This window comes from Shewanella chilikensis, assembly GCF_002836945.1.
GTDB lineage: Bacteria > Pseudomonadota > Gammaproteobacteria > Enterobacterales > Shewanellaceae > Shewanella > Shewanella chilikensis.
This window is the reverse complement of sequence record NZ_NIJM01000064.1, coordinates 1-22,875: the sequence shown is the minus strand read 5'-3', so window position 1 is coordinate 22,875 and position 22,875 is coordinate 1. Positions and strand designations below refer to the sequence as shown.

Genomic DNA, 22,875 nt, shown 5'->3' with positions numbered 1-22,875 from the left:
TTCATGCCAGGTCTTGGCACTTCGCTTAAACACATCCCGAACAACATCAGAGCCCGCGCCAAAGCTTCTGAAAGTTGCATAAAAAAATCCGATGACATGGGGTCATCGGATTTTGATCCTTTCAGTGAGATCGTCAAGCGATCTGTCTTAACTGATCGGCATTAACCTCTGGGGTTGCCTTTACTGCTGTAACTGACTAGTGATTCAAGCGCAACTCTTGTCTGTGTTCATGTTTATATTGCTCATGGCAACGTTCACAGCGCTGCTCGGTCGGATCTTTCACGAGTCGATGTGACTCGATTTCTGCTTCACAGTCTGCGCAAAGACCATAAAGTCCTAAATCCAGTTGGCACAACGCGGCATCCAATCGCAACAGTCTGTGGTAGAGGGGGTGTTTGCAAAGATCGGCTTGAGTCATGGTTTCAATCAGATCACTGAGTGACATCTGGGGATCCCAGTGGGGTCCGAGCACCATTATCTCTTTCCTGAGATCGATTTCTAACGCCGACAATGCTTGTCTGATATGGGAGCTGCTCACTGATAATAGCCTGTAAAGATTGAGTCTACGGTCATTTAGTCTAAACAGCCGGGTCAATGTCACTATGATGAAGATCAAATCTGGGTGACATTTTCTGTCGTTAAGGCGTTAATTTGTCAGAATTGCTCAGATCTTGTCATCTATTTCGCGATAAGCCTGACTGAGCGTGGTCACTATGTCGTCGGTTTGCTTGTGTACCCTGAGCTCTCTGAACAGGGCATCGGCCTGAGGGTATTGGCGATTGAGGTAGCTGAACCACTGTTTTATTCGCGCCGGGTAATAGCAACTTTTGCGACCGCTGAGTTCTTTTTGGCTATAACTCATCAACAGCGCCAGGGTTTGCTGCCAGCTATATTGCTTGGCATTGTTTTTGATGTGATCCGCCAAATTGGGTAAAGAGATGGCACCGCGGCCCACCATGATACTGTCGCAACCCGTTACTTCCATGCAGCGCAGGGCATCTTCCCGGTTCCAAATCTCGCCGTTGGCGATCACGGGAATGGCCATTTTTTTACGGATCTCAGTGATATATTCCCAATAGGCCGGTGGACGATAACCGTCTTTTTTACTGCGGGCATGGACGGCCAACTCAGTGGCACCGGCTTCATAAATCGCCTGTGCGTTTTCCATAAACAGGCTCTTGTCTTCAAACCCCAGGCGAATTTTAGCGGTCACCGCATGCGGTTCAGGAACTGCTTGACGCATGGCTTTGACTATCTTGTGGATTTGCTCCGGATACTGCAGCAATACGGCGCCGCCCTTGCTGCGGTTAACCATCTTGGCCGGGCAACCAAAGTTGGCGTCTACCCCTTGGGAGCCGAGTTCTATAGCCCGTAAGGCGTTTTCGGCCATCCAATCTGGTTCCTGCCCCAAAAGTTGTACCCTGACCGGCGTACCGCTGAGGGTCATGCCGCCTTGCAGCAGCTCGGGGCAGAGACGATAGAAGACTTTTTCAGGCAAAAGTTGATCCACCACACGTACAAACTCTGTGACCATCAGATCATAAGGATTAATTGCAGAGAGCAGTTCCCGCATCAGATTGTCAACAACCCCCTCCATAGGGGCGAGAATAATACGCACGTGTTTAAGGCCTGGCTGAAATAGAAAGTGGCGCATTCTACCTTAAATCCCATCCGGCACCAATCGACAGCTTAAAAGGCACAGGCTTATTCTAGATATGTAACTGTTAACAGCTTGATCTTATCTGCATTTGCTATTTTACTCATGGTTCCCTACATGGGGTTTTGGATAAAAACCGTGATCCGTGGTTGAAAAAGTGAAATAGATTCTGCTGTCCCCGGGTCTGATATTGCAAGCCGGCAATTGAGGTCGGTCACTCGTAACAACTCTATGAGCAAAGGCAGGAAAGACAATGAAGACAGTCAAGACAAGTACAGTAGCAGCCGCTTTGGGTATGGTTATCGCCGGTAGCGCCGTCGCGGCAGAAGCAAATGCCAACCCGTTCGGGTTTCAGACTATGGAAGCCGGTTATCAATTGGTTGGTAATGAAGGCAAGTGCGGCGAAGGTAAATGTGGCGATAAGAAAGCCAAAGAAGCCGAGCAAAAAAGCCGTGAGGGCAAGTGCGGCGAAGGTAAATGTGGTGAAGGGATGAATAAGGCTGCCGAGGGCAAGTGTGGAGAGGGAGTGAATAAGGCCGCCGAGGGCAAGTGCGGTGAAGGCAAGTGCGGTGAAGGTATGATGCACTCAGCGGAAGGAAAAGCCAAAGCTGAAGAGAATAAAGCCAAGGCAGAAGCCAACAAAGTCAAAGAAGGTAAGTGCGGTAGCAACCACTGAAGTTGAATAGTGCAGGGCGCTTTGCGCCCTGTCTGAAACCACAAGGCGGTAATTATTTATGAATAACAGTGTCGGTTTGGGGCTTAGGCGGGAGATGTTGGCTGAGTTTTGTCAGGCAGCTCCTAAAGAGGCCGACTTCTTTGAAGTGGCACCGGAAAACTGGATGCGTCTTGGCGGTAAGTTTGGCAAGCAGTTTCGACAATTGACCGAAAGGCATTCATTTTATTGCCATGGGCTCAGTCTTTCCATCGGTAGCCCGGATCCGCTGGACCTGGTGTTTATCAAGGAGATTAAGCGTTTCCTCGATTTGCATCAGATAGATGTTTATTCAGAGCACTTAAGTTATTGCTCCGCCGCTGGGCATATGTACGATCTTATGCCAATCCCTTTTACCTACGAAGCAGTGCGGCATGTCAGTGCCAGGGTTAAACAGGTTGAAGCGATTCTGGAGCGGCCACTTATTCTGGAGAACGTGTCCTTTTATGCTGCGCCTGGCGCCGAGAAGACAGAGCAAGAGTTTGTCTGCGCCGTGCTGGAAGAGGCTGATTGTCGTCTGCTACTTGATGTCAATAACATCTATGTCAACTCGGTTAATCACGGTTATGATCCCAAGGCTTTTCTAGCGGCTATGCCCAGTGAGCGTATCGCTTACCTGCATATCGCGGGTCATTATCAGCAGGATGAAGATCTGATTATCGATACTCATGGCGCCGATATTATCAATCCTGTCTGGCAACTGCTGGCAGAGTGTTATCGATTGCACGGGGTACATCCCACCTTGCTGGAGCGGGATTTTAATATCCCTGAAACCCGGGTCTTGTGCCAGGAGTTGAGGCAGATAGGCTCGCTACAAGGGCAGGCCTTGGATGTTTTTGCACAAGAAAGGAGAGCTTAATGGCCTTGGCTCAATTACAACGGGCTTTTGTGGCCTATTTGCGGCAGGAAGATATGCCTTTACCGGCCGGCACCGACGAGCGACACATGCAGGTATATCGCGAGCTGTTTTTCAGCAATGTCAACGGCTTTGTCTCCAATGCCTATCCGGTTCTCAAGTCGCTGCATACTGAAGCGCAGTGGTTGGCGTTGGTAAAGGATTTTTTTGCCCGTCATGAATGTCAAAGCCCGCTATTTATCGACATTGCCGCCGAGTTTCTCGACTATCTGTGCCGGGAGCAGGCAAGTGGGTTGGATGCCATGCCTTTTATGCTGGAATTGGCACATTATGAACTCTTGGAACTGCAGGTATCTGTGGCTCTGGACAGTTCGGCGCCTTGGCTGGAGCCGGCCGAATACCAGGCGCTGGAGCAACTGGCAGTAAAGCTGCAGTTGGCCGCCACCGCTAAAGTGGCGCAATATCAGTTCGAAGTTGACCGAATTAGCGCAGATTTTCGCCCAAATACAGTATCATCCAAGCCGGTATTCTTCTGCGTTTATCGTGATCGGGAAGAGGAGGTATGCTTTTTAAGGCTCAATCCGATGACGGCGCAGCTGCTGGCCAAATTGCAGCAAACGCCGCTGAGCTTTAGCCGGTTACTTGCTTGGCTGGCGGAGACATTTCCTTCATTTTCAAAGCAGCAGCTTTGTCAGGGCGCGGCCACAACTTTGGCTGAGTTGGCGGCGCTGGGTATTATTCGTAAACAGCCTGCAGCCGCTATTGCGGCCACAACGTCTTGTTAGGCATGAGTGTATTTTAGCTGTATTTGCCTTTGGCTGACACTTTCGCTGACATTGATGCCTGAAAGCGACCTTAATACAAGGGATTGGCTAATCCCATTGAAAAAACATGGTTTTTATCGGCGTGATAAAGGGCTAGAATGGCCGGGTTTTGTGACCAAGGTCACTCCCACACTAGCCCTGGAAGTAGAGGAGCTGTCATGAGTCAGCCGTTTAAAGACCCATTCAATATTTTGTATTTTCTTGGTTTTGTTCTGGTAATGCTGTTACCTACATTGCCGGCCAGCCTATCTTGGCTGAAACACGCGGGATTGATCTGAAGCAACAAAATACCATTTTTGCTACAATAGCCACCCTCAGCGGTGGCTTTTGTTTAGGAAAGGTGCGAACAAGTCCCATGTGTGCTCTGCGTTGGCTTACGGGCCTGGATGCAAGGCGTGGTTCGTAGCAAATGGCCCTAGTCCTTTGCAAGAAGCACTTCCTTATGGGCGGCCGGTTTTCCAGAGGAAATTGAATGGTTATCAAAAGAGGCTTCTTTTTAATTTTCGGTATCCTAAGCCTGGGCATGGGATTGCTTGGCATCGTCTTACCTGTGTTGCCGACAGTTCCCTTTATTTTGTTGGCCGCTTTTTGTTTTGCTCGCTCCAGCGAAAAGCTACACGATTGGCTGCACAGCCATCCTTGGTTTGCCCAGCCTCTTGCCGATTGGCATTCCCGTAAAGCGATGCGTAAGGGATTAAAGCGAAAAGCCTTTTTGATCAGTGGTGCCAGTTTTGCCCTCAGTATTGCCTTGGTACCGCTTTGGTGGGTGAAACTCTTGCTGGCTGTATGTTGTATTAGTCTGTTGTTGTTCCTGTGGCAAATTCCTGAACTGGAAGACAGTGAGTGATCCTGTAGACAAAAATGTCGGCTCGTCGTGCTTTTGTCATTCAGTTGGGGTAGCCTTGGCGCGCCTTGAAACCACCAGGGAATTTTAATGAGTTTCAATATTTTGCTTGTTGATGATAATAACATCAGCCAACAGGCTTTGGCGGAATTGTTCCAGAGTCAAGGTTGGCGCTGTACGCTGGCGGCCAACGGTATGCAGGGGTTAGCTTGTGCTGAACGGCAAAGCTTCGATGCAGTGATCAGTGGATTTTTCATGCCTTTGCTTGACGGGCCGCACTTCATCCCGTTACTCAGACAACTAGACGGTTATGCCAACCTGCCTGTAGTGGTGTTAAGTACTCACACTCGGGAGGAAGTCGCTGCCAGTATGGATATGTCGCAGGTTAACGGCTTTTGGAGAAAACCATTGAACTGTGACACAAAGCAACAACTCCTGGATCACTTATCGACAGAGATTGTTGCATGGCGGATTAAAGCGGCTTAAGCTTTAGCCGGATTTTTGAAATGCAGTCCACCTCAGTGTGGACTTTTTTGTTGTAAAGAGCCGGGCCCAGTGTCTGGAAACGAAGTATTGAGACTATGGCAATGAACTCCGACAGCTTAAGCCTGATTAAGCAAAGCATTAAAACCATTCCGGATTATCCAAAAGCCGGGATCCTGTTCCGTGATGTGACCAGTTTGCTCGAAGACCCGGTCGCCTACCAGTTAAGTATTCGCTTACTAGTGGATCATTATAAAGATCATGGTTTTACCAAGGTTGTCGGTACCGAAGCCCGAGGTTTTCTCTTTGGCGCTCCGCTGGCGTTGGAACTGGGATTGGGCTTTGTTCCTGTGCGTAAGCCTGGCAAATTGCCAAGAGAAACCATAGCCGAAAGCTATGAGTTGGAATATGGTCACGATACCTTGGAAATGCATGTTGATGCCATAGTACCGGGTGACAAGGTATTGGTTATCGACGACCTGCTGGCAACCGGCGGCACCATTGAAGCTACGGTTAAGCTTATCCGTCGTTTGGGCGGCGAGGCCAAACATGCTGCGTTTATCATTTCTCTGCCTGATCTGGGTGGTGAACAACGTCTGACCGAACATGGGCTTGAGTTAGTCAAACTGTGCGAGTTTGAAGGCGAATAAAAGCTCAGCCCTGCCGCTTTGCGGGTCATCTCGGTAGCATGAAGTTATACCTCATGTTATTGTTTTACGATCCGCGGAGCTTGCTCCCGCAAAGATATTTTTATGGATTTTGGGGAGTTTCATGTCCTATCAGGTACTAGCCAGAAAATGGCGACCTGCCAGTTTTGATCAGGTAGTCGGCCAATCTCATGTCTTGCATGCATTGACCAATGCCCTGAGTCAGCAACGACTGCACCATGCCTACTTATTTACCGGTACCCGCGGCGTCGGCAAGACCAGTTTGGCGCGCCTGTTCGCCAAAGGGCTCAACTGTGAAACCGGGATCACCGCTAAGCCATGTGGCCAATGCAGCGCCTGTCAGGAAATTGCCCAGGGGCGATTTGTCGACCTTATCGAAGTCGATGCCGCTTCCCGTACCAAGGTAGATGATACCCGTGAACTGCTGGATAATGTTCAGTATCGCCCGACCCGGGGGCGTTTCAAGGTTTACCTGATAGACGAAGTGCACATGCTGTCCCGCAGCAGTTTCAATGCGCTGCTCAAGACTCTGGAAGAACCCCCTGAGCACGTCAAATTCCTGCTGGCCACTACAGATCCGCAAAAGCTGCCGGTGACTGTACTGTCCCGCTGCCTGCAATTTAACCTAAAGAGCCTGGATCAGACCGAGATGGCCGGTCAGCTGCAGCATATTTTGCAAAGCGAAGGCCTCAAGTTTGAAACCTCTGCACTGACGCTTCTGGCGCGAGCCGCCAATGGCAGTATGCGTGATGCCCTGAGTTTGACAGATCAGGCCATCGCCTTTGGGGCTGGGCAAGTGATGCTGGAGCAGGTACAAACCATGCTCGGCGCCATAGATGAGCGCCAGGTGCTGGCGCTGTTTGATGCGCTCCTCACAGGTGATATCGCCAAAATGATGCAGGAGGTGGCCAAGGTGCTGGCATTTGGCGCCGATGCTGCCGAAGTGCTGCGTAGCCTGCTGGAGCTCTTGCATCAGATAACCCTGAGCCAGTTTGCGCCGGCGGCGGCTAATCTGTCGCTGTTTGGTCCTCAAATTACCCATTATGCTGAAAACCTCGCCCCCGAGCAGGTGCAGCTCTATTACCAGTTGCTGCTCAGTGGTCGCAAGGAGCTGCCTTATGCACCGGATCCCAAGTCAGGATTGGAGATGGCGTTACTCAGAGCCGTTGCCTTTGTGCCGGAAACGCCGCCCAAGCGCTGGCAAAGGGGCGAAGTCGCCGATCTATCTGCCTTGGATAACAGCCATAGTGCAGCTGCAGTTGCAAGGGCGCCGAATCAAGAAGTGGCAAGCAGTAACGTCGATGAGATAAAGCCTCAAGCCGTCTCTGCTCAATCTGTTATAAGTCAGGCTGTCGAAGCGCAAGCTGAAAAGATACAAGCTGCCAAGATGCCAACACAGGTAAGCTCGGCGGCTGAGACGCAGGCGAGCAGTGGTGGCGCGCAGATGGCTGCCGGTGAAGGCGAAGATGCAGATGAACAGGCCTTATTAGCCGAACAAGCGCTGCTGTTGTCCCAAGCCAGTAGCATGGGGTTTCGGAATAAGGCCTCAGTGCCTTTGCAAGCTTCCCCTTCACAGATGAATGCGTCAAAAACAAGTGTGGCTGAAGCAAATGCGGCAATTGAGTCAGTTAAAGTGACCGAGTCTCTGCCTGTAGAGCAAACGGCGGCAGCTCAGCCTCACAAGCCTGTTTCACAAGCTGAAACCTCGGTTGTTAGCGATGAGCAGCAGTCCCAGGATGATTTTTACGCTGCCATGGGCTATTCACAACAAGGTGAAGGGCAGGAGAGTAGCCTGGATTTTTATCAGCAGCAGATGTCGATGGACGGCCAAATGCCATCCGCTGCTGACAATAGTACTTCCGAGGTATCGCTATCAAATAAGCCATCGAGCGAGCCATCTGTGCCTGCCGATGCCAACATAGAATCTGGCAGCGATGACATCTTGGCTGATGATCTGCTCGATCAGGTACTTGCCACCCGGGATTTGCTGCTCAGTGATATAGAGGCGGCCAGCCCCAAGGACGGTGAAGAAAAAAAGCCTTTGCTGGAGCGTCGCAGCGCGGCCGCAGCACCTGAGTCCGATGCTGCTGCGGCCAGTCAGTCTGAAGCGTTGGCAGAGCCAGGAAACAGCCTTGAGCTGAGCAAAAGCCCTGAGCCCGAAAACAGCCCTGAGTTGAGCAAAAGCCCTGAGCGGTTCAATAGTCCTGAGGCCTCCCGAGCAGAAACGCAAACTCCTGTCGCCGGGAAAATGGCTTTTGGATCTGGCCCTAGTCATGTTGCGGCGCTCAAGGAAGACAGCCCGCCATGGGAAGATGCCCCAGAGGGTACGGTTGCAGCGGGTCGCGAGGCGGTGGAAGACAGTGAAACGCTTCAAAATGCGGCTTTCCCAAAAGCCGAACCAGAGTCTGTGCCTGAGTTTTTGCCTGAGCCTGAACCTAAGCCACAACCACAAAATACCGCGCAGCAGACAGCACAGGAAGCTGCACCACAGGTGATAGATGAGCCAGGACATGAGCTGAAAAATGAGCTTGGGCTGGGGTCTGGCCAAAGCGCTACAGTAAATACTGTAAACACAGGGGCTCTGCCCAGCGGTCATCCACAGGATCTCTATTGGTATAAATTGATGTCGGCGCTGGAGATTGGCGGCCGGGTTCGGCAACTGGCGGTGAACTCAGTCTGTGAGCGGATAGCTGAACCGCTGCCCTTGCTGCTCAAGCCGGATCAGAAGCACTTGGCGGCAGATTCGGCCATCAAACAGCTCGAAGAGGCACTTTCCAAATTGTTTGGGAAACCTTGCCGCACAGAGATTGTCGTAGGAGTAGATGACCAAAGGGAAACGCCGTTGGAAATTCGTCATCGTTTTCATCAGGAGCTCCTGAGCGGGGCTCATGCTTCATTGATGAATGATGAAAATATTCAATGGCTTGTCAGTCATATGGGGGCCGAACTGGATCAGGATACTCTCGGCTATCCCCCTGAGCTGCTCAGTCAAAGGGCTAATTTGATTGCAGACAAGGCGCCCTAGGCCCGGTGGATGTTACCCGCTTCATAAGATTGCCGCTCAAAGCGACTCTTGGATTGCCAAGCGGGTTTATTTCAGTAAGATTAGCCAACTTTGACCTGTTACTCACAACTTGAATTGAAGAGATAAAGCTATGTTTGGAAAAGGCGGTATGGGCAACCTGATGAAGCAAGCCCAGATGATGCAAGAAAAAATGGCCAAAATGCAGGAAGAGATCGCCCGCATGGAAGTCACAGGTGAGTCAGGCGCAGGCTTGGTGAAAGTCACCATGACCGGCAGCCACAATGTTCGCAAAGTCGAGATAGATCCCAGCCTGCTGGAAGACGACAAAGAGATGCTGGAAGATCTGATCGCCGCGGCCTGCAACGATGCGGCTCGCCGTGTTGAAGAGAACCAAAAGTCCAAAATGGCCGAAGTGACAGGTGGCATGCAACTGCCTCCTGGCATGAAGATGCCATTCTGAGTCGGAATAACAGATGAAATTCAGCCCTCTGGTTGATGAATTGATCCAGTCGCTGCGCTGTCTGCCCGGTGTTGGCCCTAAATCGGCACAGCGGATGGCGTTTCAACTGCTTGAGCGCGAGCGTAAAGCCGGGCTTAAGTTGGCTGAAGCGTTGGAGCGAGCCATGAAAGAGGTGGGACATTGTCAGTCTTGCCGTACCTTCACCGAGGAAACGCTTTGTCCCATCTGCGCCAGTCCTCGGCGCGGCAACGCCGATACCATCTGCGTGGTTGAAACGCCGGCCGATGTTTTGGCTATCGAAGCCGGGGGGCATTTCAGTGGCCGTTATTTTGTGTTGCTGGGGCATCTATCGCCGCTTGATGGTGTCGGACCCGAGGAGTTGGGGCTGGCGCTGCTGGAAGAGCATCTGGCCAAAGGTGAGATTGCTGAGCTTATCCTGGCCACTAACCCGACGGTGGAAGGCGATGCTACGGCGCATTTTATTGCCGATATCGCCCATCGTTACCAAGTCAAGGTGAGCCGAATCGCTCATGGGGTTCCGGTAGGTGGTGAGCTGGAATATGTCGACAGTACCACTCTGGCATTGTCGTTTAATGGACGATTGCCGCTCTGACGTTTGATTTAATGAGCCTTCTGTGAAGATACCGGCCCCGCTTATGCGGGGCTATTTTTTGCCTGCAGAGCGTTGACTAAGTAGCGGCGGGCGTAATGTTTCGGGGTGATATTGGCCAAGGTGCGAAATTCCCGGGTCATATGTGCCTGATCGGCGAAGCCAAAGTCGGCTGCCAGTTCGGCCAGTGATGTTGACGGTGCCAGCTGGAGTTGTTCCAGTGCCTCCTTGACCCGAATAACGCGTTGATAATACTTAGGGGTCATACCCATCCAGCTTTGGAAGTGGCGTTCTATTTGACGTAATCCCAATGTGGTTTCTTTGGCATGCTTGTGGTGTGTATACCGGAGGACTTCCTTAACCCTTTGATGCCTTTCACTACGGCTGACGATATGTTGCCGAGAAAACTGATATATGGTGCGGATGCGGGTATAGTGAACGCTGCAGGTATGGAGCTGCAAATATAGTGGGTTAAGAAGGGTATGGATATCCGTTTCCTGCTCACTGCGGACAGGGCTGTCGAAGCGTTTTCCCAGGCATTGATAGCCCATAGCTGGATGAAAGCGGATGCCTGCCATTTGGGTCCCCGGCGGCATGATGATGTTTTGGGAAGTCTGACTAATAGGCAACAAAATGATCCCTGGAGGATGCCATATCCCATCAAAAAACACCTCAGGGCCAAAATTGAATAGGATACCGCTGCCGGCGTCGCCCAGCAGTAATCGAACAATTGGCTCCCTATGCCCTGTTGATACGCGAACAGACCATATAGCTTGAATATCAGCTGCGATATTGCCTTTGGGGGAAAATAGCTTTAAGTCCATACTCAACCTGAATCACTTGGGCTGGTAATTGCGGACCTCGGGTTTAAATACTTTAACGATACGGTTCCAACTATTGATGGCATTGATGGCTATGGTCAAATCTGTCATCGCCTGAGGGCCGAAACAATCCAGCACCTTTTGGTACTCTTCATCGCTGACGCTCAAGCCTGCGGTCAGATGCTCGGCCCAAGCGAGGGCAATACCTTCTGCAGTGCTGTAAATAGGCATGTCCCGCCAGGCATTGAGACCAAAAATTCGTTCGGCTTTCTCGCCATACTTCAGCGCGTCTTTACTGTGCATGTCAATACAAAAGGCGCATTGATTAATTTGTGAGACTCTGAGTTTGACCAGTTCCCAGATGGTTATAGACATGGTCTTCGATGAGCTGAATTGGTGGTGGAAGTAACGCTCTTGTTGGTATAGAAGTTCCAAGGCTTGTGGCGCTGTATTTACATAGTTGAGTCGTTTCATCATGATATCTCCTGAGAGGGGGGTCCCAGACGATAGCCGGGCAAAGCGGACAAAGATTGAATATTTTCGACATAGATAGAAACCGACAATCGGCGCTGGGCTATTTTCATAGCGCTCTACGGGCTATTTTTTCTGCGGCTGTTATCAGTCTGTGTCATCCCGCCCTTGAATTTGAAAATCGCATCCCCATTTAGTTAAGCAACTCAAGTTGGTTTAACCTATTGCGATAAACAAGGGAAGCTATTCATGTCACATCAAGAAACTCATGGTTTTCAAACTGAAGTCAAACAACTTTTGCATTTGATGATCCACTCTTTGTACTCCAACAAAGAGATTTTCTTGCGTGAATTGGTATCCAATGCCGCCGATGCTGCCGACAAACTGCGTTATCTGGCACTTACCAACGATGCGCTTTATGAAGGTGATGGTGAGCTCAGGGTACGTATCAGTACCGATAAGGAAAAGGGCACTATTACCATTGAAGACAATGGTATAGGTATGACCCGTGACGGTGTTATCGAACACCTGGGTACCATTGCCAAGTCTGGCACGTCAGAATTCTTCAAAAACCTCTCCGGCGATGCCGCCAAAGACTCGCAGCTGATCGGTCAGTTCGGCGTGGGTTTCTACTCGGCCTTTATTGTGGCCGATAAGGTAACGGTGAGAACCCGCGCTGCCGGTCACAAGGCCGATGAAGGCGTGCAATGGCAGTCTGCCGGTGAAGGCGATTTTACCGTTGAAGACATAGTCAAAGAGAGCCGCGGGACCGAGATTATTCTGCATCTGCGTGAAGAGGAAAAAGAGTTTGCCGATGACTGGCGTTTGCGCTCTATCATCACCAAGTACTCAGATCATATCTCCATTCCGGTAGAGATGTGGCAGGAAGGTTCGCCCGAGTCCGAAGGCCCGGATGGCGAAAAAATTCCGGCGACCGAAGGTCAATGGCAAGTGATGAACAAGGCCACCGCGCTTTGGACCCGCAACAAGTCTGAGATTTCCGATGAGGAATATCAGGAGTTTTACAAGCATATCTCCCATGACTTCAGCGATCCTCTGCTGTGGAGTCACAACCGGGTCGAAGGTAAGCAGGAATACACCAGCTTGCTGTACATTCCTTCCAAGGCGCCTTGGGACCTTTGGAACCGGGATCGCAAGCAGGGCCTGCAACTCTTTGTTCAGCGTGTATTTATTATGGATGACGCCGAGCAGTTTATGCCTTCTTACCTGCGTTTTGTAAAAGGTTTGGTCGATTCCAACGATCTGCCGCTGAACGTCTCCCGTGAGATACTGCAGGATAACAAGGTGACCCAAGCCATGCGTACAGCCATCACCAAGCGGGTGCTGGGTATGCTGGAGAAACTGGCAAAAGACGACAGCGATAAGTACCAGCAGTTCTGGGCCGAATTTGGCCAGGTACTGAAAGAGGGCCCGGCAGAAGATTGGAGCAACCGCGAGCGTGTGGCCGGCTTGTTGCGTTTTGCCTCGACCCACAATGACACTGCGGCGCAAACCGTATCGCTGGACGATTACATAGGCCGGATGAAAGAAGGTCAGAGCAAGATTTACTATATTGTTGCCGACAGCTATGAGGCGGCGGCCCACAGCCCGCATCTGGAACTGCTGCGCAAGAAGGGCATCGAAGTGCTGTTGATGTCTGACCGTATCGACGAGTGGCTCATTAACCATCTGACCGAGTACAAGGAAAAGGCGCTGCACTCTGTGACCCGCGGCGAGTTGGATCTTGGTGAGCTGGAAGATGAGAATGAAAAGGCCGAACAGGAAAAACTGGCGGCCGAATCCGAGTCTTTGCTCAAGCGTATCAAAGAAGCGCTGGGTGATAAGGTGAAGGATGTGCGGGTGACCACGCGTTTGACCGACACTCCTGCCTGTGTGGTGGCCGGTGAAGGCGAGATGTCGAGCCAGATGATCAAGTTGATGCAGGCAGCCGGTCAACAGGTGCCGGAAGTCAAACCGACGTTTGAGCTGAACCCGACGCACCCGCTGGTGGCAAGGCTCAATGAAGAGACAGATGAAAGCCGCTTTACTGACTGGAGTAACCTGTTGTTGCAACAGGCAATGCTGTCAGAAAAGGGCAGCCTGGCCGATCCATCTGAGTTTATCCGCTTGATGAACCAGATGTTGCTTGCCAACCTTAAGTAAGCCAATCAAAAAAGGGCCTTTATGGCCCTTTTTTACTCGGGCTTAGCCCGACCATCCAACAAGGATTGCTATGGAAACACGTATCGAACTGACCCGCGACAATATTCAACAGGTGGTGGAAGCCTCGAAACAACAGTTGGTCGCGTTGGTCTTTTGGGCCCAGCAGAGCCCGGAGAGTCTGGGGCTGCTCGGCACCATGGAAACATTGGCAAACCGTTATCAGGGACAACTGCTGCTGGCGGCCGTCAACTGCGAAACCGAAATGGAAATCGCCTCCTATTTCCAAATCCAGAGCCTGCCGACCACTTTGCTGCTCAGCCAGGGCCAGCCGGTTGATGGCTTTGCCGGGGTGCAGGACGAGTCGCAAATACAGACCATGCTGGATAAACATCTGCCTGCCGCCTGGGAGCTGAAACTTGCTGATGCCAGAGAATTACTCGCCGGAGGCAATGCCGCTGCAGCTCTGGTATTGCTGAAGGAGGCCTATGGCGAGCACAATGGCGCCGAGGTGGCCTTGCCCTATGCTGATGCATGCCTGTTAAGCGGTGATATTGCCGCTGCCAAAAGCTTGCTTGCCGGCATCAAGCTTGAAGATCAGGATGCTTATTACGCCAGTTTGCAGGCTAAACTCAAGTTGGCGGAAGAGGCGGCCGATACGCCGGAAATCCGTTCTTTGCAACAGGCGCTCGAAGCCACCCCGGGGGATCTGAGTATACTTGGCAAGCTGGCAACGGCATTGCATCAGGCGCACCGGGATGAAGAGGCACTGGAGCTGCTGTTTGCTCAATTGCAGCAAGATCTCAACGCCGGCAATGGTGAGTTGAAACAGCAGTTTCTGACGATACTTTCAGCCCTTGGTCAGGGGAATACACTGGCGAGCAGCTATCGTCGCAAGCTTTATAGTTTACTCTACTGATAGAGTTAAGCTTGGCAGGCCAAGCCTCTGTCTGAGCGGTTTTTTACCGCTTTTAACAGGTCGGAGTTGTGAGGTTTTTTTGGCGTTTCTGTGGCTAAAGTCGAAGCCAAAGGCCTTCTCATGGGCGGTCAGATGTGCGAAGATCGCCGCCCTAACAAGAATATCAATGCGAAAAGAGGACTCTTGATATGCGCATTATCCTATTGGGCGCCCCTGGTGCCGGTAAAGGTACCCAGGCTCAGTTCATCATGGAAAAGTATGGCATTCCACAGATCTCAACCGGCGATATGCTGCGTGCAGCCGTCAAGGCCGGTACGCCTTTGGGACAGGAAGCCAAGAAGGTGATGGATGCCGGACAATTGGTTTCAGATGAGCTGATCATAGGTCTGGTTAAAGAGCGCATTACTCAGGACGACTGCGCCAAGGGATTCCTGCTGGATGGTTTCCCACGCACTATTCCACAGGCTGATGCCATGGTGGCCAACGGTATCCATGTTGATCACGTGATTGAGATTGATGTGCCGGACGAAGAAATCGTTAAACGTATGAGCGGTCGCCGGGTGCATCCTGGTTCCGGCCGGGTTTACCATGTGGTCTTCAATCCGCCTAAAGAAGAAGGCAAGGATGATGTTACTGGTGAAGAGCTGGTTATCCGTCCGGATGATGAAGAGAGCACAGTACGCAAGCGCCTTGGCATCTACCACGAACAGACCATGCCGCTGGTGGATTACTATGGCGCCATGGCTGCCAAGGGTGATACCAAGTACAGTAAATTCGACGGTACCCAAAGTGTTGCTTCCGTCAGCGAAGCCATTGTGAAGGCGCTGGGCTGATTAATTATCAGAACCGGTTCTCATAATCGAAAAAAGCCCGCAACTGCGGGCTTTTTTTATGGTTTTAGCGATGTTAACTTGGCGCCACCTCTCTTGAAACAGGAATAATACAGTGCAGGATCCCCGTTCTCCATTCGGTGTGCTTTTGGTTAACCTGGGTACTCCCGCTGCGCCAACCAAAGCGGCAGTACGTACTTTTTTGAAGCAGTTCCTCAGCGATCAACGGGTGGTGGATCTGTCTCCCTGGCTGTGGCAACCCCTGTTACAAGGTATTATTCTCAATACCCGCCCGGCGAAAGTCGCCAAGTTGTATCAATCTATCTGGCAGGCGGAAGGCTCGCCTTTAATGGTGGTCAGTAAGCAGCAGAGGCAAGCTCTGGCTGATTTGCTTCGGGAGCAAATTGGCTGTCATATTCCTGTTGAGCTGGGAATGAGCTATGGCAGCCCTTCCTTGAGTGATGGCCTGGCAGCATTGAAAGATGCCGGCGTTGACAAGGTGTTGGTGTTGCCTCTCTATCCTCAATACTCCTGCTCCACTGTGGCCAGTGTGTTTGATGGTGTTGCTGCGGCACTGAAACGGGAACGTAATCTGCCTGAGCTGAGATTTGTGCGTGATTACCACGACAAGCCTGGTTATATTCAGGCCCTGGCAGGCAGTGTCCGAACCCATTGGCAGCAAGAAGGGCGGGGACAAAGGCTGCTGATGTCGTTTCATGGGGTGCCCGAGCGTTACATTAAGGAGGGGGATCCTTATCGCAGTCAATGTGAAACCACGGCCAAGTTGCTGGCCGCCGAGCTTGGCCTGGGTGAAGGCGAATGGCAGCTGTGTTTCCAATCTCGTTTCGGCAAAGAGCCTTGGTTAACGCCCTATACCGATGAGCTGCTTGAATCCTTGCCGGGACAAGGGGTTACCTCGGTCGATATCATGAGTCCCGCCTTCGCCGCCGACTGTCTGGAAACATTGGAAGAGATAGCCCAAGGAGGCCGCGAGAGCTTCCTTGAAGCCGGTGGTGAGCGTTATCAATTTATTCCTTGTCTCAACGCACAATCGGCTCATATGTGTTTTTTGGCCGAGTTGGTGAAGTTTCACACTGAAAATTGGTATCAAGCCCGTTAGCGTGCACTGGTGTGGCGGTGGATTTGTGATAGAATCTGCCGCCATTTAAAGTGGTCGCTGGCAGCTCCGTCAGCCTGACTTAAGATCATTATCAGGAAAGTGTGTCTAAACGGCACACTACTCAGGGACGATGAAAATGAGAGCCCAATATGAAATTTCCCGGTCAGCGTAAATCCAAACACTATTTTCCGGTTAAAACCCGTGATCCTTTGCTGGCGCAGTTGACTCAGCAGCCACAACCTTTCAGCACCTGGATTTCAGGTATAGACCAGACTTTGGTGGATATTGAAGCCAAGGTTGAAGATGAACTGCTGCAGCGTTACGGCTTACCCAAAGGCAACTCGACTCTGATTGATGATGCCAGTGCCCATCAACTGTATCAGGAGCTTAAAAGCCGTGAGTTGGTCAGCGATGAGTTTGCCGGCGGCACTATCGGTAATACCATTCACAACTACTCAATTCTTGCCGATGACAGATCTGTGCTCTTTGGCGTGATGAGCAAGCATATTGAAGTAGGCAGCTACGCCTATCGCTATTTGTGCAACACTTCATCCAAGGTGGATCTCAACTACTTACAGCCGGTTGAAGGCCCGATAGGTCGCTGTTTTACCCTGATCTCCGATGACGGTGAGCGCACTTTTGCCATCAGCAAGGGCTCAATGGACAAGTTAAGTCCGGAGTTTATCGATAAAGAAGTGATTCAGGGCAGTTCTGCTTTGGTGTTGACCGCTTATCTGATGCGGGCCAGTGATGGCGATCAGATAGGTGAAGCGGCGTTGACGGCGATTCGCTACGCCCAGGAAGCAGAAGTACCAGTGGTACTGACCTTGGGAACCCGCTTCCTGATCGCCGAAGATCCCAAGTGGTGGCAGCAATTTATTCGCCAATATGTGACTGTGTTGGCGATGAATGAAGATGAAGGTGAGGCGCTGACCGGATTTGCCGATCCTTTACTGGCCAGCGAAGCGGCACTTGAATGGTGCGACATGGTATTGACCACTGCGGGTGCTTCGGGACTTTACACCGCAGGCTATACCGATGACGCCGAGAAACGCGAGACGGCCCATACTCTGTTGCCCGGCGCTATTCCTGAATTTAACCGTTATGAGTTCTCCCGCCCGAAATTGAAAAATGATTGTGATAAACCTATCAAGGTGTATGCCCATATTTCGCCTTATATGGGCGGGCCGGAGAAAATTCATAATACCAATGGCGCCGGTGATGGTGCCCTGTCTGCGCTCTTGCATGATTTGGCGGCCAATACCTTCCACAAGACCAACGTGCCGGGCTCCAGTAAGCATAAGCGCGATGGTTTGTGTTACTCCTCATTCTCGCAAATCTGTAAGTACGCCAACCGGGTCGCTTATGAAGTGCTGGCGCAGCATAGCCCACGCCTATCAAGAGGGTTGCCCGAGCGGGAAGATAGCTTGGAAGAAGCCTACTGGGAACGTTAAGTTTGGCTCAGCTAATCTCAATGGGTTAAATCAAACCCGTTAAAATAGAAGAGGGCGTCCGAATGGGCGCCCTCTTTGTATTTCCGTTGTCAGCGAACCCGGCTTAAGCCTTACATGGGAGTATGGTGTTCCTTGTGGAAGTTGACATTGGCTTTACCGGCTTTAGGGTCGTTGAAGGTTTCTTCATTGAACTCATTTTCCGACTTGGCTATCACCACGGTTGCAACAGTATCGCCTGTGACGTTCACCGCGGTGCGTACCATATCCAGCAATCTATCTACGCCGATAATCAGTGCTATACCATCTACCGGCAAGCCTACCTGATTGAGTACCATTGCCAGCATCACCAGGCCCACGCCCGGTACGCCGGCCGTGCCGATAGAGGCCAGGGTGGCAGTGACAACCACAGTGATATAGTCGGTAATTGTCAGGTCGATACCGTAAACCTGAGCGATAAATACCGTTGCCACACCCTGCATGATGGCGGTGCCATCCATGTTGATGGTAGCGCCCAAGGGTAAGGTGAACGAGGCTATCTTATTATCGACGCCCAGGCGATGCTCGGCCGTCTCGATAGTGACCGGAAGAGTAGCGTTGGAACTGGCGGTACTGAAGGCAAACAGCTGCACATCGCGCATTTTGCGAATAAAGGTGAAAGGGTTGAGTCCTGAAAGCAGATTGAGCAGTACCGGATAGGTAATAAAGGCATGCACCAGCAGTACGCCCAGTACCACAAAGAAGTAAGCGACCACACTACCGAAAGTTTCTACGCCGAGTGTTAGTGCCAGTTTACCCATAAGGGCAAACACCCCGTAAGGCGCTAGATGCATGATTAGGGTCACCACCTTCATGATCACCTCATTGAGGTCCTCAAACAGCGCTGCAACCCGCTTGCCCTTGTCGCCCACATGAGAGATGGCAAAACCAAAGATCACTGCAAAGATAATGATCTGCAGCATATTGCCTTCGCTCATCGCCTGCATCGGGTTGGTTGGTACTATGTTAATCAATACTTCTGCCAAGCTGGGAGCATCTTTGGCTTCAAAGCTGTTACCTGCAGTAGACATGCTACTGTGGCCGGGATGGATCATCACTGCAGCCATAATTGACAGTGTTAGAGCTATGGCAGTGGTGAAAAGATAGAAGGCGATAGTTTTGCCACCCAAACGCCCCAGTTTTGAGGGATCACTGAGTGAGCTGGTACCGCACACCAGAGAGATAAAGACCAAGGGCACTACCAGCATTTTCAAGCTGGAAATGAAGATAGTACCGACGACATTGAGAAAGCCTTCGGTGATGTAATCCTGCACAAAGATGAAATAGGGATCTTGCTGGACTTGCGGTGAATCCAACTCACCAGCGGGGAAAAAAGATCTCAAAAGAAGACCGACAATGATACCGGCTGCCATGCCAATAAGGATCTTGCCGGTCAGGCCCATTTTCTTGGTTGGAGTGAATGCCATAAATTTTCCTGTTTAATTCTTGTACTTTTGTAATTTGGCGCACTAAAGCCTAGCAAGAAAGCTCTCTTGAGGAAATGGTATGCTGGTTAAATGTTAAGGCTGTTAATTATAAATAACGCTCACATGTTGTGGAAATGTTTAATGAAAATTATACAATGTTGCTCTATAAGTAATACACAAGTAGATCATTTGCATTTATTGAGTAACAGGGAGTCTGACAATGAAGTCAGCGTTTAAGTTTTGCTTCACTCTATTATGTAGTTTTCTTTTATTTGCCTGTGGTGGTGGTGGCAGTATTTCCGACGGTGGAGATGGCACAACGCCGACTCTGCCTACAGATACTTATACCATCAGTCTCAAGTTAACCGATGTCAATGGTGAGCCTTTATCGGAAGTCTCCAATGCCGTACCGGGAAAGCTGGTTGCGACGTTGAGCAAAAACGCAGTGCCATTCCAGGGCGGAAGAATTGTCTTCTCTGTTGAAGGTCAAGGTGTATTGGCTTCCGATAGTGGGGTTTCGGATGCACAAGGTGTGGTGCGAATTGATCTCTTGCCCGGCGATAAGTTGGGTTCGGGGACTGTAACAGCCCGGTATACTCCTGGCAGTGGCGATGGTGCTGAAGCTCAAGTCTCATTCAATACCAAAGGTGATGGTGGCGTCGATACCGGGGGAATATACGCTATTAGTCTCAAGTTAACCGATGCCAATGGTGAGCCTTTATCGGAAGTCTCCAATGCCGTACCGGGAAAGCTGGTTGCGACGTTGAGCAAAAACGCAGTGCCATTCCAGGGCGGAAGAATTGTCTTCTCCGTTGAAGGTCAAGGTGTATTGGCTTCCGACAGTGGGGTTTCGGATGCACAAGGTGTGGTGCAAATAGATCTCTTGCCCGGCGATAAGTTGGGTTCGGGGACTGTAACAGCCCGGTATATTCCTGGCAGTGGCGATGGTGCTGAAGCTCAAGTCTCATTCAATACCAAAGGTGACGGTGGCGCCGATACCGGGGGAGCTCAGATTTCACTTGTGCTTGTTGCTGATCCTGACAGTACAACTCCTTTGGAAGCGATCACCTCATTAACGCCGGGTTACTTGGTGGCCAATGTCACCGGGATTTCCAAACAGACCATTGTCAAGTTTACCAGTGACAGGGGCGAAATCCCCATAGATACGGCGGCCACAGATAATGGTAAGGCCTATGTTCAAATCTTGGCCGGTACTCAGCCTGGAGCCGGGATTGCAACCGCGACTTTACTGTCCGGTGAAGAGACTTCCTTGGTATTTAAAGTCGGTGCAACCAATGTGTTTATGGGCAGTGGCTCGCCATTTCAGGATGGGGTGGCAGCTGTGGCACCAGCCGTTGTCTCTGCTGGTGGTACAGCGAGTGTCAGTGTGACATTGCAGGATGATAACGGTAATCCTTTTGTCGAACCTGCTGAAGTTAAGTTTACTTCAGTCTGTGCCGGTAAAACGCCTTTGGAAGCGGAAATCAGTTCACCTGTCATTGCAGTTAATGGTGTCGCTACCAGCACTTATCTCGCCAAAGGCTGTGTCGGTGATGATACTATCAATATCAGTGCTAATGTCGGAGGCAAATCACTGACGGCCAAAGCCGTGGTCAATGTGTTACCGGCGAGCGTGGGCAGTATCTTTTTCATGGATGCGACTCCGCAAACTATCCGTTTGAAAGGCACGGGCGGTGCGGAATCGTCAACTGTTAGATTTAAAGTGCTGGATAAAAACAATAATCCTGTAAGTAATCAAAGAGTTAACTTTTCCCTCAATACAGACGTTGGTGATATAGAGATAGATCCTGTGTTTGCGACGACCAATGCACAAGGGATAGCCCAAACTGTTATTAACTCAGGAACCGTATCGACTTCAGTCAGGGTAACCGCTGAAGTGGATGGCAGCTTGCCATTGATTTCGTCCCAGTCCAGTCAACTGGTGATTTCGACCGGCCTTCCGGATCAGGACTCCTTCTCTCTTTCTGCTGATAACTATAACCCGGAAGGTTGGAATTATGATGGCGTTGAAGTCAAAGTGACTGCCAGGTTGGCAGATGCTTTCAACAACCCGGTTCCGGATGGCACTGCAGTTAGCTTTACCACAGAGGGTGGCGTCATTGAGTCTTCATGTACAACAACAGCCGGTGCTTGTACCGTGACCTGGACCAGCCAAAACCCTCGTCCTACAGGCAACACCCTTGGGGGCGGAGATCAACCGTCCCTGGATAACCTTGGTCAACCCTATGGCGGCCGGGTAACCATTCTTGCTACGGCAATTGGAGAAGAGTCGTTCCCGGATCTCAATGGTAATGGACGATTTGACCTTGATGAATGGGACGACTTCGAGAATAAACTTGATGTCTCCGGTCGTTCCTTTGATTTATCGGAAGCCTTCGTCGACCATAATGAAGATTATATGTATGACAGATCGCTAACCGGTGGAGAGTTAGAGACTTTTGTGGACTTTAATAATAGTGGTAGCTTTGATGAGTCGGATGGCGTTTATAACGGTAGTCTTTGCCGGCTTGATGACAGCAATAATCCTCACGAAGGGTGTTCAGCAACCGACAAGTCGCTCAATGTCAGGGCTTCTATTGTATTGGTGATGTCGGGTAGTGACCCGGTTGCTTCAACTCCTGAAATTACGGATAGCTGTACTGATGATAAGAACCAAGTGGATGTTTGTGACGGCCTCAATGACAACCAGACCTTGGATATCATAGGTAAATCCGTTGGCGCAGTATCAATTATTGTCGGGGATCTCCATAATCAACCCTTGCCATCCGGGACGAGTATCACTTTCAGCACCTCAGCAGGTAGTTTGGCAAGTAAGGGGAACTTTACTGTACTCTCAACCAATCAAAATAGCGCATTGGAGTATAGTGTGATGGTGAAAGGTGCCGACCAAGCCGATGCAGGTAGTCTGTTGATTGAAATCACCACCCCTAACGGAGTTTCCACCATCTTGCCCAGTATTCCCGTGGTTATTCATTAACTGAATAGATAACTCTCTGACAAGAGACTCAAGTGCCTGATGGAAACATCAGGCACTTTTTTTTGAATTCATCGAGGATCTCCGGCCTGCAATCTACCAAGAGTTATGGGGTCTCAATTTTAATATCTCGGTTTTAATCTCTTTGTTTTGTCCCTTTGTTTTGTCTCTTGGTTTTGTTACTGTTCCGGCCCATTGTTGAGCTACTAAAGTCCGTGGACTACTGAATTTTCAAAGCTTCAGATATTTAAGGGAATAAAAATGAGTGTTTCGATGTATCGCAATATGATTTGGTTGGTCGTAGAAAGCACAGATCTGGATGGAATCGTTGACCATCTGAAGGGGGAAGCAGATATCACGTCCATCAGTGATTTGGGATCTGCAGGCGATCTGAAGCTTATCTGGAAAACTTCACATCTGGTTGTCGCGGATCTTGATGGACTTATCTGAGGGTGTTCAAAATTCTGTGTCACGTTAAAAATCACAGATCGATGTGAGCATCC

Annotated in this window: 21 protein-coding genes; 16 read left to right on the top strand and 5 right to left on the bottom strand. The window is 50.6% G+C overall.

Annotated features, from left to right (window positions below; translation table 11 throughout):
* Positions 1-196 precede the first annotated feature (196 nt).
* Entirely contained in the window at positions 197-538 is a 342-nt protein-coding gene (locus tag CX651_RS17800; RefSeq protein WP_101057309.1) for a TraR/DksA C4-type zinc finger protein, read from the bottom strand.
* Positions 539-664: 126 nt separating this feature from the next.
* Positions 665-1,618, bottom strand: a complete 954-nt coding sequence (gene dusC / locus CX651_RS17795; protein ID WP_101057311.1) for a tRNA dihydrouridine(16) synthase DusC — start codon at positions 1,616-1,618, stop codon at positions 665-667.
* Positions 1,619-1,910: 292 nt separating this feature from the next.
* Between dusC and CX651_RS17790 the strand changes: the two genes are divergently transcribed.
* The 9 genes from CX651_RS17790 to recR all read left to right on the top strand — a co-directional run bounded on the left by CX651_RS17790 (position 1,911) and on the right by recR (position 10,142).
* Positions 1,911-2,333, top strand: a complete 423-nt coding sequence (locus tag CX651_RS17790; protein ID WP_101057307.1) for an HvfA family oxazolone/thioamide-modified RiPP metallophore — start codon at positions 1,911-1,913, stop codon at positions 2,331-2,333.
* Positions 2,334-2,391: 58 nt separating this feature from the next.
* Complete coding sequence (locus tag CX651_RS17785; RefSeq protein ID WP_101057305.1) at positions 2,392-3,228, top strand: HvfB family MNIO-type RiPP peptide maturase; 837 nt, start codon at positions 2,392-2,394, stop codon at positions 3,226-3,228.
* A complete protein-coding gene (locus CX651_RS17780) occupies positions 3,228-4,010 on the top strand; it encodes an HvfC family RiPP maturation protein (protein ID WP_101057303.1) in 783 nt (260 codons plus the stop codon). The genes CX651_RS17785 and CX651_RS17780 overlap by 1 nt, the downstream gene beginning before the upstream one ends.
* Before the next feature lie 511 nt (positions 4,011-4,521).
* Positions 4,522-4,896, top strand: coding sequence for a YbaN family protein (locus CX651_RS17770; protein WP_101057299.1), 375 nt, complete (start codon positions 4,522-4,524; stop codon positions 4,894-4,896).
* An 87-nt stretch (positions 4,897-4,983) separates the two neighbouring features.
* Positions 4,984-5,379 carry a response regulator gene (locus CX651_RS17765; RefSeq protein ID WP_101057297.1) on the top strand — a complete coding sequence of 132 codons (396 nt, stop codon included), beginning with the start codon at positions 4,984-4,986 and terminating at the stop codon, positions 5,377-5,379.
* A gap of 95 nt (positions 5,380-5,474) precedes the next feature.
* Entirely contained in the window at positions 5,475-6,026 is a 552-nt protein-coding gene (gene apt, locus CX651_RS17760; RefSeq protein WP_039033853.1) for an adenine phosphoribosyltransferase, read from the top strand.
* A gap of 121 nt (positions 6,027-6,147) precedes the next feature.
* The gene (gene dnaX, locus CX651_RS17755) at positions 6,148-9,069 is read left to right on the top strand and encodes a DNA polymerase III subunit gamma/tau (RefSeq protein WP_101057295.1); all 2,922 of its coding nucleotides are present in this window, start codon (positions 6,148-6,150) and stop codon (positions 9,067-9,069) included.
* A gap of 130 nt (positions 9,070-9,199) precedes the next feature.
* Complete coding sequence (locus CX651_RS17750) at positions 9,200-9,529, top strand: YbaB/EbfC family nucleoid-associated protein (protein ID WP_025011505.1); 330 nt, start codon at positions 9,200-9,202, stop codon at positions 9,527-9,529.
* 13 nt (positions 9,530-9,542) lie between these two features.
* The gene (gene recR / locus CX651_RS17745; protein ID WP_039033855.1) at positions 9,543-10,142 is read left to right on the top strand and encodes a recombination mediator RecR; all 600 of its coding nucleotides are present in this window, start codon (positions 9,543-9,545) and stop codon (positions 10,140-10,142) included.
* A 41-nt stretch (positions 10,143-10,183) separates the two neighbouring features.
* On the opposite strand, the gene CX651_RS17740 is transcribed toward recR, so the two are convergent.
* Positions 10,184-10,963, bottom strand: coding sequence for an AraC family transcriptional regulator (locus CX651_RS17740; protein WP_101057293.1), 780 nt, complete (start codon positions 10,961-10,963; stop codon positions 10,184-10,186).
* A gap of 12 nt (positions 10,964-10,975) precedes the next feature.
* The gene (locus CX651_RS17735) at positions 10,976-11,437 is read right to left on the bottom strand and encodes a carboxymuconolactone decarboxylase family protein (RefSeq protein WP_101057291.1); all 462 of its coding nucleotides are present in this window, start codon (positions 11,435-11,437) and stop codon (positions 10,976-10,978) included.
* Between the two features lie 243 nt (positions 11,438-11,680).
* On the opposite strand from CX651_RS17735, the gene htpG reads away from it, so the two are divergent.
* The 5 genes from htpG (at position 11,681) to CX651_RS17710 (ending at position 17,914) form a co-directional block, all read left to right on the top strand.
* Positions 11,681-13,594, top strand: a complete 1,914-nt coding sequence (gene htpG / locus CX651_RS17730; RefSeq protein WP_101057289.1) for a molecular chaperone HtpG — start codon at positions 11,681-11,683, stop codon at positions 13,592-13,594.
* Positions 13,595-13,664: 70 nt separating this feature from the next.
* Positions 13,665-14,510 (top strand): tetratricopeptide repeat protein, encoded by an 846-nt coding sequence (locus CX651_RS17725; RefSeq protein ID WP_101057286.1) that lies wholly within the window; start codon positions 13,665-13,667, stop codon positions 14,508-14,510.
* Between the two features lie 188 nt (positions 14,511-14,698).
* Positions 14,699-15,343, top strand: a complete 645-nt coding sequence (adk, locus tag CX651_RS17720) for an adenylate kinase (RefSeq protein WP_101057284.1) — start codon at positions 14,699-14,701, stop codon at positions 15,341-15,343.
* A 112-nt stretch (positions 15,344-15,455) separates the two neighbouring features.
* The gene (gene hemH / locus CX651_RS17715) at positions 15,456-16,460 is read left to right on the top strand and encodes a ferrochelatase (RefSeq protein ID WP_101057282.1); all 1,005 of its coding nucleotides are present in this window, start codon (positions 15,456-15,458) and stop codon (positions 16,458-16,460) included.
* A 149-nt stretch (positions 16,461-16,609) separates the two neighbouring features.
* Positions 16,610-17,914, top strand: coding sequence for an inosine/guanosine kinase (locus tag CX651_RS17710; protein WP_101057280.1), 1,305 nt, complete (start codon positions 16,610-16,612; stop codon positions 17,912-17,914).
* Between the two features lie 110 nt (positions 17,915-18,024).
* On the opposite strand, the gene CX651_RS17705 is transcribed toward CX651_RS17710, so the two are convergent.
* The gene (locus CX651_RS17705) at positions 18,025-19,377 is read right to left on the bottom strand and encodes a dicarboxylate/amino acid:cation symporter (RefSeq protein ID WP_101057278.1); all 1,353 of its coding nucleotides are present in this window, start codon (positions 19,375-19,377) and stop codon (positions 18,025-18,027) included.
* Positions 19,378-19,597: 220 nt separating this feature from the next.
* Between CX651_RS17705 and CX651_RS17700 the strand changes: the two genes are divergently transcribed.
* Together CX651_RS17700 and CX651_RS17695 are read left to right on the top strand one after the other, a co-directional pair.
* A complete protein-coding gene (locus CX651_RS17700) occupies positions 19,598-22,375 on the top strand; it encodes an Ig-like domain-containing protein (RefSeq protein ID WP_110691272.1) in 2,778 nt (925 codons plus the stop codon).
* Between the two features lie 258 nt (positions 22,376-22,633).
* Positions 22,634-22,822, top strand: coding sequence for a hypothetical protein (locus CX651_RS17695; protein WP_101057276.1), 189 nt, complete (start codon positions 22,634-22,636; stop codon positions 22,820-22,822).
* Positions 22,823-22,875: the final 53 nt, after the last annotated feature.